15 protein-coding genes are annotated in these 15,595 nt (G+C 33.3%); 3 read left to right on the forward strand and 12 right to left on the reverse strand.

From position 1 onward, the window contains the following. Together ACXJH6_RS01285 and recG are read left to right on the forward strand one after the other, a co-directional pair. Entirely contained in the window at positions 1–1,149 is a 1,149-nt protein-coding gene (locus ACXJH6_RS01285; RefSeq protein WP_456469955.1) for a M16 family metallopeptidase, read from the forward strand. Further along, the gene (gene recG, locus ACXJH6_RS01290; protein WP_456469956.1) at positions 1,146–2,918 is read left to right on the forward strand and encodes an ATP-dependent DNA helicase RecG; all 1,773 of its coding nucleotides are present in this window, start codon (positions 1,146–1,148) and stop codon (positions 2,916–2,918) included. Before ACXJH6_RS01285 ends, recG begins: the two co-directional genes overlap by 4 nt. Here recG and murC read toward each other — a convergent pair. Genes murC through ACXJH6_RS01350 form a run of 12 tightly spaced genes read right to left on the reverse strand, consistent with a single transcriptional unit; the run spans position 2,901 to position 14,598 of the window. Then, complete coding sequence (gene murC / locus ACXJH6_RS01295) at positions 2,901–4,205, reverse strand: UDP-N-acetylmuramate--L-alanine ligase (RefSeq protein ID WP_456469957.1); 1,305 nt, start codon at positions 4,203–4,205, stop codon at positions 2,901–2,903. The two genes, recG and murC, sit on opposite strands and share 18 nt — an antisense overlap. Then, on the reverse strand, positions 4,198–4,665 hold the full coding sequence (locus ACXJH6_RS01300; protein ID WP_456469958.1) for a hypothetical protein: 468 nt from the start codon (positions 4,663–4,665) through the stop codon (positions 4,198–4,200). The genes murC and ACXJH6_RS01300 overlap by 8 nt, the downstream gene beginning before the upstream one ends. Further along, a complete protein-coding gene (locus ACXJH6_RS01305; RefSeq protein ID WP_456469970.1) occupies positions 4,662–5,756 on the reverse strand; it encodes a succinyldiaminopimelate transaminase in 1,095 nt (364 codons plus the stop codon). The genes ACXJH6_RS01300 and ACXJH6_RS01305 overlap by 4 nt, the downstream gene beginning before the upstream one ends. Continuing rightward, positions 5,757–7,922: a polyribonucleotide nucleotidyltransferase gene (locus ACXJH6_RS01310; protein ID WP_456469959.1), complete on the reverse strand. Its 2,166-nt coding sequence runs from the start codon at positions 7,920–7,922 to the stop codon at positions 5,757–5,759. Continuing rightward, positions 7,919–8,512 carry a phosphoribosyltransferase family protein gene (locus tag ACXJH6_RS01315; protein ID WP_456469960.1) on the reverse strand — a complete coding sequence of 198 codons (594 nt, stop codon included), beginning with the start codon at positions 8,510–8,512 and terminating at the stop codon, positions 7,919–7,921. The genes ACXJH6_RS01310 and ACXJH6_RS01315 overlap by 4 nt, the downstream gene beginning before the upstream one ends. A 2-nt stretch (positions 8,513–8,514) precedes the next feature. Beyond that, on the reverse strand, positions 8,515–8,739 hold the full coding sequence (locus tag ACXJH6_RS01320; RefSeq protein ID WP_456469961.1) for a molecular chaperone DnaJ: 225 nt from the start codon (positions 8,737–8,739) through the stop codon (positions 8,515–8,517). A gap of 26 nt (positions 8,740–8,765) precedes the next feature. Further along, positions 8,766–10,196 (reverse strand): MlaD family protein, encoded by a 1,431-nt coding sequence (locus tag ACXJH6_RS01325; RefSeq protein ID WP_456469962.1) that lies wholly within the window; start codon positions 10,194–10,196, stop codon positions 8,766–8,768. Further along, positions 10,193–12,193 carry an LPS-assembly protein LptD gene (locus ACXJH6_RS01330; protein ID WP_456469963.1) on the reverse strand — a complete coding sequence of 667 codons (2,001 nt, stop codon included), beginning with the start codon at positions 12,191–12,193 and terminating at the stop codon, positions 10,193–10,195. The genes ACXJH6_RS01325 and ACXJH6_RS01330 overlap by 4 nt, the downstream gene beginning before the upstream one ends. Next, positions 12,174–12,629, reverse strand: a complete 456-nt coding sequence (locus ACXJH6_RS01335) for an RDD family protein (protein WP_456469964.1) — start codon at positions 12,627–12,629, stop codon at positions 12,174–12,176. Before ACXJH6_RS01335 ends, ACXJH6_RS01330 begins: the two co-directional genes overlap by 20 nt. 2 nt (positions 12,630–12,631) lie before the next feature. Next, positions 12,632–13,897 carry a phosphoribosylamine--glycine ligase gene (gene purD, locus ACXJH6_RS01340; RefSeq protein ID WP_456469965.1) on the reverse strand — a complete coding sequence of 422 codons (1,266 nt, stop codon included), beginning with the start codon at positions 13,895–13,897 and terminating at the stop codon, positions 12,632–12,634. Between the two features lie 30 nt (positions 13,898–13,927). Beyond that, the gene (locus ACXJH6_RS01345) at positions 13,928–14,419 is read right to left on the reverse strand and encodes a DUF2628 domain-containing protein (RefSeq protein ID WP_456469966.1); all 492 of its coding nucleotides are present in this window, start codon (positions 14,417–14,419) and stop codon (positions 13,928–13,930) included. Beyond that, positions 14,416–14,598 carry a hypothetical protein gene (locus ACXJH6_RS01350; RefSeq protein WP_456469967.1) on the reverse strand — a complete coding sequence of 61 codons (183 nt, stop codon included), beginning with the start codon at positions 14,596–14,598 and terminating at the stop codon, positions 14,416–14,418. The genes ACXJH6_RS01345 and ACXJH6_RS01350 overlap by 4 nt, the downstream gene beginning before the upstream one ends. A 44-nt stretch (positions 14,599–14,642) precedes the next feature. On the opposite strand from ACXJH6_RS01350, the gene ACXJH6_RS01355 reads away from it, so the two are divergent. Beyond that, on the forward strand, positions 14,643–15,595 hold a 953-nt coding region (locus ACXJH6_RS01355; protein ID WP_456469968.1), incomplete at its 3' end, for an amidohydrolase family protein.

Consider the following 15,595-nt stretch of genomic DNA (forward strand, 5'->3'; position numbering starts at 1 on the left):
ATGTATTTGATTTATGAAAAAGATAAACTTGGAAGAACGATTTTTGAGATGGTTTTTAAAAACACAGGAAGCATATATGCAAAAGATGGTGTTTCCAATTTTTTATCTTATATGCTAAATACAAAAGGGACCGCTAAAGAAAAAGAAAAGTTTTATTCTATACTCGAAGAAAAAGCGGTAAATTTAACTCTCAGCGCAAATAAAGAATTTATAAGCGTATCGACGGTGTTTTTGAACGAAAAATCCTTTTTTGCCATAAAAAAGCTTTTAGAACTGTTGCAAAACCCTAATTTTACAAAAGAAGCTTTCGAAAAAACGAAAAAAGAAATTAAAGCCAAAAAAGAAAACTTAAAAAACAATAACGACTATATCGCTTCTGTCAATTTATATAAAGCTATGTTTAAAAACACTCCATTGGAGATTCCCGTAATAGGGGAAAAAATCGATGAAATTACTCTTAATGAAATTAAAAATCATTTTAAATATCTTTCTAAAAATTCAGCCGTATTCATAAACGGCGGAAAAAGAATATCAATAGAGGAAATTATACAAACCCTTCCTAATACTCCTTTAAAAAAAGATTTATATTTTGAACCTAAAGAGGGAAACGTTACAGAAAAAAAAGACGTAGAACAGAGCTATATCTATTTCGGGGCTCCTTTTAACGTAAAAAAAGAAGAACTATATCTGGCCAAAATCGCCACTTTTATTTTAGGCGCCGGAGGTTTTGGAAGCAGAATGATGGAAGAGATAAGAGTAAAAAGAGGTTACGCCTACTCCGCATACGCCCAAAACGAATTTAAAAAAAGCTATAAAATTTTAAAAGGCCATCTTCAAACAAAACTTGAAAATACTGAAGACGCTTTAAATATCGTAAAAGAGCTTATTTTTGATTTCACTCAAAAAGGAATAACAAAAGAAGAGCTTGAAAATGCTAAAAAATTTTTAATAGGAAGCGAACCGTTAAGAAACGAAACCTTAGCCCAAAGACTTCTTAGAAAATTCAATGAATACTATCTCGGACTTGGAGAAGGTTATTACGAAAAAGAATTAAACCTTATTAAAAACGCAGAACTTGAAGAGGTAAACGAATTTATAAAAAAACATCAGGAAATTAACACTCTAAGTTTTTCAATAGTTACAAAATGAAAATAACCGACGCAAAATTAAATAAAATAGGTATAACCAATACAATTGAACTTGCTTTAATTAAACCAAAAGAGTGGGAAGATAATAATCTTTATCCTTTTATTACAGGCAGGCCTCAGGCATTTGAGGCCGAGGTTTTGGATGTTGTCAAATCCTCAAAAATAACAAGGGTCAAATTTTATTTAAAAAACATCCAGACCATTATATGGGGTGTTTTTTTTGTTTTTAAAAAATGGCATGAAGCTACTTTTTACCCGGGTAAAAATCTTTATATAAGAGGAGAAGTTAGAAATAATCAGATAATTCAGCCAAAACCTATTACAAAAGTAGGAGAAATTACCCCTGTTTATAAAACCGCTATAAATCAAAGAAGCTTTAAATCCCTTCTAAAAAAATATCTGACACTTGATAATTTAAAAGAATTACCTGAAAATATAGCTAAAACCCTTTATTACATGCATTTTCCAAGAAAGTTTGAAGACATAGAGGAAAAAAAAATAAACTATGCCCTAAAATGGGCTGAAATTTACAACTATTTAAAAAAGCTCTCATCAAAAGTAAAAACATATCCGGCAGTTCCCGTAATATCAGACCCTGCCCCTTTTATAAATTCCCTGCCTTTTAAATTGACAAACGACCAGTTAAAAGCCATATACGATATAAAAGAAGATATTTCAAAGCCTATTCAAGCAAGAAGAGTTATTATAGGGGATGTAGGAAGCGGAAAAACTCTTATAATGCTCGCTACTGCTTTTATGGCTAAAAAAAGCGCTATTATGGCACCGACTTCTATCTTGGCCAATCAACTATATGAAGAAGCTGGGAAGTTTTTAACTAAATTCGGTTTTAAAATAGTTCTTGTAACCCAAAAAAGCAAATTCACTGAAGATGATATAAAATCGGCAGATCTATTAATAGGCACTCACGCCCTTTTATATCAAAACCTGCCGAAACTAAACATCATTATGGTTGACGAACAACACAGATTCGGAACCAAACAAAGAGCGCTTCTTGAGAAGTTGGTAAGTGATTCAAAAACTCTTCCTCATTATTTTCAGTTCAGCGCAACCCCCATTCCACGAACACAGGCCCTTATTATGAGCAGTTTTGTAAAAGTTTCCTTAATAAAAGAACTTCCATTTATTAAAGATATAGAAACCAAAATAATTTCAAAAGAAGATTTTAAAGAACTTATCGCACATATTCAAAAAGAGATAAACGCAGACAACCAAATCGTAATAGTTTATCCGCTTGTAGAAGAATCTCAAAATTTCGAATATCAAAGCATAGAAGAAGGAAAAAATTTTTGGCTTAAATATTTCGACAAAGTATATATAACCCATGGAAAAGATAAAAACAAAGAAGATATTTTGGTTGAATTCAGGGAAAAAGGAAATATTTTAATAACAACAACCGTAATCGAAGTCGGAATTTCTCTTCCAAAACTGACAACTATAGTAATTGTGGGAGCAGAAAGACTAGGACTAGCCACTTTACATCAGCTTAGAGGAAGAGTGGGAAGATACGGACAGAAAGGATACTGCTTTTTATACACAAACGATAAAAAAAATAAAAGACTACAGGCTTTTGCTTCTACGCTTGACGGGTTTAAAATAGCAGAACTTGATTTAAAATTTAGAAAATCGGGGGATTTACTCGATGGAAAAATACAAAGCGGCGAGAGTTTTAAATATTTTGATGAAGTTAGGGATATAGCTATACTTGAAGATGTTAAAAGATATTTAGAACATTTACATATACCCTCTTAGTTGATATGTAATATCCCCTGCTCCAAAACCTATTACAAGACCTTTATTAATTATTTTAAGTATTTTATCTTTGTTTATTAACATAACATTATTACCATCAACTTTAACCCTCTCAACGAACTGAGGATTATGTTTTGCAAAATATTTTTCAAAATCAATTTCTATTTTTTCTTCCCCGGCTGCCCAAACCGGTAAAATTATCAACTCATCCGCTTCGTTAAAACACTCGACAAATCCTTCAAGATTATCAACTGTTCTACTATATTTATGAGGTTGCCAAATAACGGTAACTTTACCGATACCGTTTAACTTAGCGTATTCTTTTGCAGAATGTAATGTCGCTTTAATTTCAGTTGGATGATGTCCGTAATCATCTATAAGCACAAAATCATCTGTATGTCTTAAAATATCAAATCTTTTTTTTATACCCGCATAATTTTTAATATTTTCAGCAATTTCGTCCAAATTCAAAAACTCGCTTGCTGCTTCAATAGCAAGCATTGCATCAAGCACTAAATACTCTCCAAAGCCGTAAACTTCAAACTCCCTGGATTTATATTCAAAAATAGTTTTTGGAAGAGAATTTCTTATTTCATATCTTATATATTTAGCTTCGTTTAAATATACTTTTTTCATAGGTAAATCAAGCTTTTTTATAAACTCGTCATCTCCGTTAACCACTCTTAATTTGGCTTTTTTTAAAAACTCTTCATAGTGAGAGTAAAAATTTTGAAGATTATGGCTGTAAAATTCCATATGCTCAGGCTCCGTATTGGTTACAACGGCGATAAAAGGATTAGAATCAACAAAACTTCCGTCGCTCTCATCCGCTTCAAAAACCAAAAATTCGCTTCTTTTTACCCTTGCGTTACTTTTAAATTCTTTACTTTCAGCCCCTATCAAGGCATTGGCGTCTTTTAAAATGGATGCTAAAATAGCGGTAGTGGTGCTTTTTCCATGAGCCCCGCATACGGAAATTACTTTTTTATCATTTACTATAAAAGGCAAAAACTCCCTTCTGCTATAAGTTTTTATACCCTTTTTTTTTGCCGCCTTAATTTCGGGATTATCCTCTTTTACCACGGCCGTATAAACTACCGCATCCGGATTTTTAATATTTTCCTCTTTTTGAGGAATAAAAACTTCTATACCCTCTTTGCGTAAAGAAGAAGTAAGAGAAGTTTCATATATATCGCTGCCGCTTACCCTGTATCCGTTTTGATGAAGATACCTGGCAATGGCACTAAGACCTATACCGCCTATTCCGACAAAATGAACGTTATGCATCTTTGCTGAACTCTTTTTTAAACTTATCCCTGTATTTTATAACAAGTTCGTCTATTTTATCGTCAAAATCTGCAAAAAATACATCTTTGTAAACTTTTTCGTTATTTACATATTTTTCAAAAAACTTATCAAGACTAAGTCCTGCGAGCATTCCTATTACAAACATTGAAAACATCTCTTTTAATTTTTCATCATCAACAAGATATACCATATCATATCCGACCTCTTTAGCTTCATCAACGGCACCCTCATCCCAAAGCTCAAGCATATATTCAAACATTGCCCTCACAGCGGCCGCTTCTTCAGGGTTATTTACATCAAGAGTGGTTTTGCTTTCTATTTTTTTATTGATAATATCAAACGTCTCTTTTAATATTTCCCTAAAAACCTCATTAATCTGTTCCTCTTGATTTTGGTGAATCAACCTGTCAAGTTCTTCATATTTACTGACTAAACTCATAATAACTCCTTAATAATTTTTAACGCTTTTCTTGTTTTATCTTCATCATATACAAGGGCAATTCTAACATACCCCTCTCCCTGTCCTTTTCTTCCCATAAAACGCCCGGGCATTACCTTAACCCCTCTTTTATACGCTTTCTTTGTAAATTCCAAATCATCCCCTACTTCAAGCCATATGTAAAATGTGGCTTTTGGAGGTTTAATACCTAAAATTTCTTTTGCTATTTCAAAATTTTTTTTATATTTTTCCCTAAAAGGCTTAACATGTTCATCATCGTCCCAGGCAACAGCCGCCGCATATTGTAAAGGAAGAGGAGAAGCACATCCTACATACGTTCTAAACTGTAAATATTTTTTAAGTATTTTACTATCGCCTGCTATATACCCGCTTCTAAGCCCGGGGGCAGAGCTTCTTTTTGAGATAGAATTTATGGCCAAAACATTTTTAAAGTTTTTATTCCCCACATTTAATGCGGCTTCTAAAATACTAGGAGGTTTTTCCTCAAAATAGAGCTCGCTGTAACATTCATCGCTCAAAATCACCGCATTTTTCTTTAAGGCGTATTCCACCCACTCGCTTAATTCATCCAAATCCATAACACTGGCCGTAGGATTATTAGGAGAATTTAAAATAATAAAATCTTCATCCCCATCAAGCTGAGAAAGAGCATTTTTAAAACCGTTTTCTTTTGTTAAAGGCATATAATTTATTTTACTTCCAGCCGCAATCGCCGCACCTTCGTAAATCTGATAAAAAGGATTGGGAAAAGCGGTTTTTTTGGGTTTTAAAAAAAGAGGAAAATTAAATAAAAGCTCCCTGGTACCAAAAGACGGCAAAAGCTCGTCTTTTTTAAGTTCAATTCCGTATCTTCTTTTTACAAATTTTCTTTGGGCCTCTTTTAAAACCTCTTCTCCCGCCGTTTTTGGATATTTATTTAAAAGTTTAGCATTTTGACACAGTGTATCTTGAATAAATTTAGGGGTTTCAAACTGAGGCTCTCCTATAGTCAAAGAAATAACCTCATCGGGATGAGGTATGTTTTGCAAAAGCTCGTTTAATTTCTCAAAAGGATATTTTTCAAACATTATTCACTCCGCAAGAGCAAGTTCTATTTTAAATCCGCTTTGAGAGAGAACTTTTACTTTTATTTTCTGTCCTTCTTCAAAATCATCCGGTCTTTTTCCGTTAAGTTTACTTACATGTAAAAGTCCTTCCACATCCGGGGCAATTTCTACAAACATTCCAAAAGGCACTATTCTTTTAATAGTCCCTTCTATTATTTCGCCCACTTTAAATTCAGGGATTTTAGGGGTATCGTCTTTACAAATAACATTTAAAATATAATCTTTTGCCGCATGCATATCGTCATAATTTTCACCGTATATCTTAACTTTTCCGGTTTCCCTGTCGAGGTCTATTGTAATCCCGAATTTAGCGATAATTTCTTTTACGGTTTTTCCCGCCGTTCCTATAATATCTATAATTTTATCAGGTTCGACTTTAAAGCTGACGCTTTTTGGAAGAACCTCTTCGTTATATTTTATTTCTTTCGCCGCTTTTTCCATAAGTTCAAGTATAAACGCCCTGGCATCCCTTGCCTGATATAAAGCCTCTTTTAAAATCTCAAGACTGATTCCGCCAAGTTTTATATCCATCTGCATAGCGGTAATTCCATCAAACGTTCCGGCAACTTTAAAATCCATATCCACGTCATGGTCTTCAAGCCCCATAATATCCGTTAAAATAGCGTATTTATCACCTTCGCTCACAAGTCCCATAGCAATTCCCGCCGCAAGTTTAAGAAGCGGTACCTTTGCCGCTTTTAAAGCAAGTGACGAAGCACAGACGGTGGCCATGGAACTGCTTCCGTTACTTTCAAGAATTTCGCTAACCACCCTTACCGTTTCATCAAATTCAGGGTCTAAAAGAGGTTCTATCGCCCGTTTGGCAAGATTTCCGTGTCCTAGCTCACGTCTGCTAGGAGGTCCTAGTCTTACCGCTTCACCTACGGCAAACGCAGGGAAGTTATAATGAAGCATAAATTTTTCAAGTTTTTCTTCTTTATCCGTCAAGTTCGCATAAACCTGAGCATCCATATCTCCGCCTCTTGTAGCTACGGCCAGAGCCTGGGTTTGCCCTCTTGTAAACAGACAGCTTCCGTGAGCTCTTGGTAAAACGTTTGTTTCAATGGTAATTGGTCTTATTTCGTCCAGTTTTCTGCCATCGGCTCTTATTCCCTCATACAAAATCATACCTCTTACAATTTCCCTTTTTACCTCTTTAACCGCTTTTAAAATAGCCTCAAAATTTTCTTCTTCTTCCAAAGCCTTGGCAATTTTTCTGGCAAACTGTTTTAAAAGATAGTCTCTTTCGCTTTTACTTAAATGCTTAATAATTTCTCTTAGCTCATCGGCATATTTTTCTTTTATCAGTTTAATATAAGGCGTTAAATCAACTTCTTTTCTCTCTTCAAATTCAATCTTAGGTTTTACGAAACTTTGAAGAGCTTCTTCATAAACCTTGGCTCCTTCTTTTATCTTTTCCTGAGCCTGTTTTAAAATTTCAACCAGTTCATCTTCCACTATTTCATTAATACGGTATTTTACAACCGTATTTTCTATAGGGGCACCATCAAGCATTACATCTTCAACAGGAATAATTTCAATTTCTTCTTGCCCCTGGGATGCGTATTCAATCATTAACAGTTCATCCTTCGTACCGGTTACAAAAAGATTAAAATCGCCTTTTTCAAGTTCAGATAACGTAGGATTGAATATTATTTTTCCGTCTATTCTTGTAACTCTTATTCCATGAACCATTTTAGCAAAAGGAAGACTGCTCATATACATACAAGCGGCAGCCGCGTTCATTGCTGCAACCTGCAAATCGCTATCCTCATCAGCGCTTAAAGCCATTATAGTAATAATAGTATCATATCCGTACTCTCTTGGAAAAAGAGGTCTTAAACTCCTATCTACTATTCTAGCCGTTAATGTTTCGAAATCTCCGGGTTTTTGTTCTCTTTTTACAAATCCGGCAGGAATCTTTCCTACCGCATACGCCCTTTCAACATACTGAACAGCCAAAGGAACAAAGTCCTCTTCAATAACTTCATCTGGATTATACGTAAGAGTGGCAAGCATTACGGTATTCCCCTCCTGCCACCAAATGGAACTGTCAGCCTGTCTGGCCACTTTATTTAAAACAAGTTTTTGTTCTTTCCCGTTTATTTTTATATCTATTTCACAACTCATTTATACTCCTTAAAATAAAAATCTGTAGAAACATAATCTTCTATTACCTTAACAAAAAAAGTATTATCCACTATTTTTTCAACCATTTCGGCTGTTTCTTTAGCAATTACGGGTATAGCTACGTTTATAGACGCTACTTTTTTATTAATGCAACTTTTAACGGCGCATAAAAGGGTAAGTCCCGTACTCGCACCCTCATCCACCAGCAAAACATTTCTATCTTCAAGTGAAATTATACCCTCTCCCGCCCTGATTTGGTGTATATCTTCTAAAATTTTCTCTTCATAAACCCTTTGTATCTCTCCAAAAAGATAATCGTCCGTAATTTCAAAACTCTCTATAAGTTCCTGAATCAAAATATAATCCCTCGTTTCGCTTATGGCTGCAAGAGAAGTATCTTTATTAATAGGGGATTTTACCTCTTCTATAAAAAGAAAATCACCCTCAAGCATTCCGTTTCTAAGAGCTATTTCCCTTGCGTAAAAAACTCCTCTTTTACTAACTGAAAGAACAACGCAGTCCCTTATAATATCTTTATCTATAACGTCTAAAAGTCTATTTAAAGCTTCTTCCCTTGTTTCAAAAATCATACTCACACCCTAAATTTTTTTAAAAATTCACCGGGATACTGTTTTAATATTTCATCTTCACTGAAAGTAAACTTAAAATTATTTACATAATCCCTCAAGACCCCATAAGCCCAGTTTATTCTAGCCATTTCTTCATCATCTCCGCCTTTATCGGAATGAAATTTTTTAGCTTTTTGCCTGTATTTTACATTTATATCTTTCATACTGCTTAAAGGAGGGACTTCCAATATTCTGCAGGCTTCTTTAATTTCATCTATTTTAGAAACGATGTCGCACCTCCGCTTATAATCGTTTTTAAATCGTTATCTTTAAATTTAACACCTATTCCAAAAAAGAAACTTCTAGCTTCAGAATTTAAAATATTGTCAACCCCGGCTAAAAATTCCAGATGTTTTAAATATAAATATCTGGCTTTAAAATTCATATGCGGATTATCTCCCCTTACATCGTTTTCACTGTTAAAATCATAAATTTCGGCACTTAATTTCACCCTGTCTTTATCGGCAAAATAATCAACTCCGACTCCTCCGGTACTTTCTATAATACCTCCTCTTATTAAAAAGTTGTCGTATCTTTTTCCTATCTGGGCGTTTAGATATGTTTTTGAAGAATCGTCATCAGGATTTTTTTTATTTGAATAATCCTTTCTTGAGGTAAATCCCAAAATATAATATTTTGTAGGATTAGGCAAATAAGCTATATTGGCGTTGGTTACAAAATCGCTATCCTTGCTTAAAAAATAACTGTTTATATCAACCATAATCTGAGATTTTTGCGCATTTGATAAAAACTGGTCTATTTTTTTGAAACTTTCGCTTCCATTGCCAAAAAATTCACCCGCTTTAGTCAGTGCTAGAGAAATTTTTTCTTTATTTTTTTCAAGAACTTCATTAGCGTTTTTTCCTACTTTAACATACTCATTTATAAGTTCGGGGGTTTTTTTATCCAATACCTCAGCCAGATGGTTTACTCTTTTTAAAATCTCAGGAAGCTTTGATTTTAAAGAATCCCCGGCTTCCTTATAAGAATTTATCAATTTATTTGCATTATCAAAGACTTTAGGCAGTTTCTTGCCCGCTTCTTTATATTCAACCAATAATTCATTTGCGTTTTTTAAAATTTCGGGCAGTTTTGCATCCGTTTTTGCCAAAATGGAATTTAACTTAACACTGGCTTCTTTTAAATTATTCATAACTTCTTTAATCTTATTTTTATCCAAAGCAGAATTTACTTTTTTAATAACATTTCTTATATCGTTTACAGCCAAATTGACATTATTCATAATTTCATCCAAAGAAGCGGTTTTTAAATAAGAATCAATCGTATCTCCAGGCGAATAATATTCAAAAGAATCTGAAGGGATTATTTTTAAAAATTTTCCTCCAAGCATATTGTCCTGAGCAATAGTAACTTTCGAACCAACCGGTATTTTTACGCCTTTTTTAATTATTAAGGTAAGCTTAACCCCTTTGCTTGAAAGATTCATTTTATCAACTATACCTATATCCACCCCTCTTAGCTTTACCTTTGATTTTTTAGTTATGCCGCTTGCGTCTGCGACTATAGCATAAAGAGTATAACCTTTATGCTTTATCGTTTCCAAAGATTTTATCTGAAACGTTAGAAAAAAAAGGGATATCAACCCAAGCAATACAAATATTCCCACTTTAATTTCCGTTTTCATTCTTTCCCTTTAATTTGAAATAACTGTTGAACTCCTCCTAGAGGATAAAGATTTATCATAAAATTTACTGTATAATCATCCCTGTATGAAATACCGCTTTCTTTTAATACAGGGTTTCTTGTTTTCTTTATGTTTAAATCATATTGCCAACATTTTTTATTAAGCCTTACCCCAAGTAAAAAATATTTTACATATTTATTTAACATATCATAATTATACTCAAAATACAGCTTTTTATAGTTTATTTTTTTCTCCGCCCTGAAAATATAGTTCCTAGCTGCTTCTGTTATATCCGTTTGAGCCTGATACAGATTGGACAGCTTAAAATAATACTCTCCTATATTCGTAGAAGCTTCTACATAATTATAAACCACTTTATATAAATCCCAAGAGTATTTTAACGTATCTTTTAGAGTAAGTCCCTCTTTTAGCACCGTAATGTCATTATATAAATCGGTTTTTTTCTTTACATCCAAATCGTAACTCTGTTTTAAAGTATGCTCTATATAAAAATCTGGATTTTCAAAAATTTCAAAAACCCCCATTTCTATATTGTTATTAACTTTCGTATATCGTAAATATTTTTGAGTATCCGAAATTTTAGAAATATTTTTAATATTTAAGATAATATAAGGGTCTATGGAATGAAAATAAGAATTTGTCTTTTTAGCAAGGGATGTAAAAAATTTTATACTGCTGTAAGACTGAAAAAAATATTCGGGGGAATTAAAATATGTATTTGCGGAAATATAGTTTATAGTCTGAGTAAGTTTTAATTTTAAATAATCATCAAAAAACCTAAAATTTAAACTTAAAGGCGCTAAAATATTAAAAAGATAATATTTTTGGGCGCTTTTAGAATAATAATTATAAAAATTAATATCAAACGAATTTAATAAAAATCCGAAATCTTCTTTTTCAAATTTATGAAAATTAAACTGTGGAAAAATCTGCAGCGTATCGTCGTTTGATTTTTTAGTCGTATCTATAAAATACTTGGCATACAATCCGAAAATATAATCGTTATTTATATTTTTTATATAATTTATTTTGGAAGTGATAAGTTTATCCACCAGATAAGAGGTATCAAAAGCGTAATTATATGCATTTAAATAAAAATAATCGACATCCTTAGCATACTTCAAACTAACATATAATTCGTCATCTTCAAACACCCTGCTTCTTTTATATAAAACGGAATATCCGTAGTGATTGGTATATGCCAAATCGTTTTCTTCAACATATTCGGACTTATCCTTAAACCCTCCAAATTCTATTTCACCATAAGAATAAGGAGAATCTACAAATCTCAATTTATTATAAATCCCATATCCCCTAAGAGTCCTTATAGTAGGTGTTATTTCAAAATCCGCCTTCTCTCCCAAAACAAAATAGACAGGCTGAGAGTATAAAAACCCTTCTTTATTGGATATCCCAAATACAGGTTTTAAAAGACCGCTTCTTCTGCGTTTATCAAAAGAAGTATAATAAAAAGGCATATATAAAACGGGGGTTTGGTTAAGATAAAGAATTATATTATAAAGCTTTAAAGACTTTTTCTTCTTATTATAAAAAGCCTTTTTTGAAAGTAAAAACCAATCAGGATTTTCAACACAACAGCTTGAAAATTGAATGTCTTTTAAAGCAAAAACGCCCTTTTTTAATTTTCCCTCTTTACTTTTAAACCAAACATCGCTTTTAGAATCATATAAAAACAATTCTTTAAACTCAAAATGCTCTTTTGAAAAAATTTCTATTTTATCGGCAAGTATTTTTTCATCATTATAAAAAATCACCACATCTTTTTTTAAAACGGCTTTTTTATTGTCAATTATTACGCCCTCTTTGGCCTGAATAAATATACCTTTATAAACAATCACAGGATTTTTAATTATAATGGTATTATTTATCTCTTTTACTTCAGCCCCGTAAATATTGACATCTGAAAACAAAAAAGAGAATAAAACAAAAAAAAGACTAATTATCCTCAATAACAACACATCTCCCTACTATATCATGAATTGCCCTGTTTAAGGGGTCTACCACGGCATAAAGCATTCCGAGATAAAAAAACATCTCATCAAAATTTCTCATTATACTTCTTATTAAAGAATTGATAACAGATGGATTGTCAAAAGTGTTTTCATCCACCACTCTTATTTTTACAATCATCTTGCCAACCGTTTTACCGTATAAAAAAACAAAAATCCAATGATAAAGAGTATAAGCCAAAAAAATATATACAAAAAGTTTATCTACTAAAATTATTGCCTCTTCATACGTTTTAGCAGACGAAAAAAGGTCCCAAAAAGATAAAACTACTAAAAAAGAGATTAAAAAATCGTCTATACTCATCGCAATTACTCTTTTTATTAAAGAAGCGGGCTTAAGCCCTTCTCTTTCAATCTTATTTAGAATTTCTTCGCTCTTCACTCTTATCCTCTTTTGGCAATTGCCTGATACGCTATATCTTTTCTATATTTTTTTCCGTCAAAATGAACTTTATCCACAATTTTATAAGCTTCGTCTCTGGCTTTTTCAACATCTTTTCCAAACCCGACACAAACAAGCACCCTTCCGCCTGTGGCCATAAGTTTCCCGTCAATTTTTTTAACGCCGGCATACGCTATATATCCGTTGCAATCACTTAAATCGTCTACTTTTATCTCCGCAGGTTCACTGCTGCCGTACGGATAGTTTTTAGAAGCGCAAACCACTCCCACAGCCACCATATCTTTAATTTTAACGTCTATCTTGTCAAGCTGTTTTGTAGCAGCGTTTTTCAACATATCATAAACGCTGCTGTCAATAAGAGCCATAAGCTCTTCGCATTCCGGGTCTCCAAATCTGACGTTATATTCAAGTACATACGGTTCATTATCTACAATCATAAGCCCTATAAACAGCACTCCTTCAAAAGGTGCTCCCTCTTTTTTCATACCTTCAAGAGTCGGGCGAATTATTCTCGTCTTTACTTTTTCATAAAGTTCCGGCGTAGCAAGAGGTGTTGGCGCATATGCACCCATACCTCCCGTATTTGGACCTTTATCTCCGTCAAGTAGTCTTTTGTGGTCTTGAGCCGCCGGAAGCAAAACAAAATCCTCCCCATCACAGATAGCAAACATACTAAGCTCATATCCGTCTAAAAATTCTTCCACTATTACTTTTTTACCGGCATCCCCAAAAGCCTTTCCGCTGAGCATATCCTCAACCGTTTTTTTAGCTTCGTCTTTACTTTCGGCAATTATAACGCCTTTTCCGGCACAAAGCCCGTCGGCTTTTACTACTATTGGAAGTTTATCCATAGAATCTATAAAGTCAAAAGCTTCCTCTTTATTATCCGTTTCGATATATCTGGCAGTCGGAATATTATATTTTTTTAAAAAATTTTTCATATAAACTTTACTTCCTTCAAGCTGGGCGGCTTTGGAAGAAGGTCCGAAAATTGTAAGTCCGTGTTTTTTAAATACGTCCACTATTCCTTTTACCAAAGGGTCTTCCGGCCCTACGACTGTAAGGTCGATTTTATTCTCTTTTGCCCATTTGGCAAGTTCTTCAAAATCGTTAATATCTATATTAGTGGCAAACTCTTCAGTAGCGCCGTTTCCGGGGGCATAAAAAATTTCCGCTTCGTCTTTCATAAAATATCCGATACTGTACTCTCTTCCACCGCTTCCGATTATTAAAACTTTTTTCTTCATTTTACGCCTTTTTTACGAAATTATATCAAATTATGTTTTTAAACTAACCCCCGTTACAATAGCGTAAATCCAAGGCCAAATCAAAATAAGTATAATTAAAACGGCTATTATCACATAAGTTATTTTCGGTTTCGCCCTTTTTTTCATACATTCGATATCCGTATTAAACTCCCCGCAGTAATCTATATCCCTGCCGAGTTTATTAAGATAAAGAAAATAGTAACAAAAGCCGCTGAGTAAAGAATTGGTAAAAATAATAACAGCCAATACCAATAGAGGATGAAGCTTAGCATAAGCCATAAGATAACCAACCATCAAAGAAACCACCAATACCGCCATAGCCTCTATAGCCATTCTTCTGTACAGAAGATAAAACCACCCGAAAATAAAAGCCCATAGGTTAAATTTAGGTTTGCATTTTCCAAGCCCGTTATCCTGCATAATCTCATTGAAAATTTTTTCATCGTTAGCCGAAAGGTTATAATAGCTCTCCTTTAATATTTTCATAAATTTTTCTTTCATGCTCTTCCCTTAATAAACGTTTTATAATAATCCCACAATGCCAGTAAAAGAGAACCTATAACAGGGGAAAACAATAAAGATATAATCAAAAACACCCAATGGTTGTATCCAAACCTGTAAGCGAAATAGGCCACCACAACCGATAATACAATTACGTTTATCAAAAACATTAAGCTCATTTAAGCCCTTTTTTAGTTAAAATTATATTTAAAAAAGGCTGATTATGAAAATAAAAGTGCCAAAAAGCTTTGATTTAAACGTTAAAAATTCCGAAAGCGTTGCAAGAATAGCCGCTTCTGCAAAAAACGGGGGAGTTGAAGCCGCTTTAATGATACCAAAACACAAACCCATTTTTGACAAACTTCACCTGGCTTACAATTTAAAAAGGGCAAATGAAGAAAACTTTAAACTTTTTGTAGCGATTGAAGGAATACATGAAGGTAAACTTAGCGAAATCTCTATTCTTAAAAATAAAGGAGCAAGCGCTATTTTTATAAATTCGGATGAAGATATGAATCTGATAAAAAGAGTTTTCGAATATGCCGAATTTCTAGACATTCCGGTTTTTGTGGACTGTAACAACAAATCTTTAAGCCAAGGGGTTATGAACGACAGCGAAATAGCATACCATATGGGAGTTAGCGGAATTCCAAGTTATGCCGAAAGTATAGAAGTAGCAAAAATTTTAGAACTGACCAACCACTTTAAGGCAAAAGTAGTGTTTCAAAGTATTACGACAAAAGAATCCCTGGAAATCCTAAAAAACAGACCCTCTCACACTTATATTGATGTGTGTATAGACAATTTATATTTTACCGATGAGAATTTACAAAATTTCAATACCCTTTTTAAAACGTTTCCGCCTTTAAGAAGCGAGGAAGATAAAGAAGCTCTGCTTAACGCATGTAAAAAAGAAGAAATTGATTTCATATCTTCCAATCATATAGCAACAAACCAAAAAGACATACCGTTTGAAGAAGCGGATTTTGGAATCAGCAAACTCGATATATTTACACAGTTAGCTTATTCACTGCCTCTTCCTGCAGAAACAATAACAAAACTGGTATCTACAAATCCGGCAAAACTTTTTAATATACAAATTAAAGAATTTGTAGAACTAGAAAAGGGAGAATTTAAAGTAAATACCGAAACTTTTGCCAGTAAAGGAAAAAACTG

The organism is Caminibacter sp., assembly GCF_053999135.1.

Excerpts from the sequence above, each read along its gene's own strand:
- ACXJH6_RS01350 (WP_456469967.1), bottom strand. The coding sequence starts at position 14,598 with ATGAGCTTAATGTTTTTGATAAACGTAATTGTATTATCGGTTGTGGTG.
- recG (WP_456469956.1), top strand. The coding sequence starts at position 1,146 with ATGAAAATAACCGACGCAAAATTAAATAAAATAGGTATAACCAATACA.
- ACXJH6_RS01315 (WP_456469960.1), bottom strand. The coding sequence starts at position 8,512 with ATGATTTTTGAAACAAGGGAAGAAGCTTTAAATAGACTTTTAGACGTT.
- ACXJH6_RS01300 (WP_456469958.1), bottom strand. The coding sequence starts at position 4,665 with ATGAGTTTAGTCAGTAAATATGAAGAACTTGACAGGTTGATTCACCAA.
- ACXJH6_RS01345 (WP_456469966.1), bottom strand. The coding sequence starts at position 14,419 with ATGAAAGAAAAATTTATGAAAATATTAAAGGAGAGCTATTATAACCTT.
- ACXJH6_RS01285 (WP_456469955.1), top strand. The coding sequence starts at position 1 with ATGTATTTGATTTATGAAAAAGATAAACTTGGAAGAACGATTTTTGAG.
- ACXJH6_RS01325 (WP_456469962.1), bottom strand. The coding sequence starts at position 10,196 with ATGAAAACGGAAATTAAAGTGGGAATATTTGTATTGCTTGGGTTGATA.
- purD (WP_456469965.1), bottom strand. The coding sequence starts at position 13,897 with ATGAAGAAAAAAGTTTTAATAATCGGAAGCGGTGGAAGAGAGTACAGT.
- murC (WP_456469957.1), bottom strand. The coding sequence starts at position 4,205 with ATGCATAACGTTCATTTTGTCGGAATAGGCGGTATAGGTCTTAGTGCC.
- ACXJH6_RS01310 (WP_456469959.1), bottom strand. The coding sequence starts at position 7,922 with ATGAGTTGTGAAATAGATATAAAAATAAACGGGAAAGAACAAAAACTT.